We start from the raw sequence: 756 nt of genomic DNA on the forward strand, positions 1-756 counted from the left end.
GGAGCCGAGGCTGCGCAAGGGCAGAAGCAAACGGATAATAAGAAGGTTCTAATTGACCAGAAGATGGCTGCCAAGCTGCAAAAGGCAATCAAACAATATGCAGGGAAAGAGATTAAGCTAAAGAATGTCGGCGAAAAGACAGAAGTTCATATGGCTGCAAAGGTTGAATCCGTAGACGGAAAGTATGCTATCCACTTTAATATTGAGGGCGGTAGAATATGGAGCATTGATGAAAAGGTCACAATTGATAAAATTAGTAAAGAGGATCAGGCGAAAGTCCTGAAAGTGTTGAAAGGGGCATATGCCAATAAAACATATGTCTATGATAAAGAAGTGATTATGCAGCGAGGGTATGATGGTGATAAAGAAAAGCTAGGTGCAAGTTTGTCGTATAAGCTGACAGGGAAGGACTTTGAGGTATATTTCTTCAAAGAGAATACTGCTAAAATGCCGAAAGATGCAGTTAGTGCGTTTACAATAAACTTCACCAAGGAAGAGCTGGATCCGAAGTTGTTGGAAACGGCAATCGAAGCAATAAAAACGGTATTCAATCATGATTTGGAAGTTACATCCGCTAATCTAAGACGCTTTACATGGACACTTGAAGATAAGAACGTAACGCTTGAAATAGAAGAGGGAAAAGTCACTAACGTATTTCATAAAACACGTAAAGCGGTAACGACCAACAAGGGGATTACGGAAAAGGATGCCAAAGAAGCGGTTGCTCCGCTTGCCAAGGAATTATTCAATATGGAC

At 40.9% G+C, this 756-nt stretch carries 1 protein-coding gene; it reads left to right on the forward strand.

Annotated elements, in window-relative coordinates; translation table 11 throughout:
- Positions 1–756 (forward strand): hypothetical protein (locus BBG47_RS28280; RefSeq protein WP_065294489.1); only part of this gene is annotated, 756 nt, incomplete at both ends.

The organism is Paenibacillus sp. KS1, from assembly GCF_001680695.1.
GTDB classification, from domain to species: Bacteria; Bacillota; Bacilli; order Paenibacillales; family Paenibacillaceae; genus Paenibacillus_B; species Paenibacillus_B suaedae.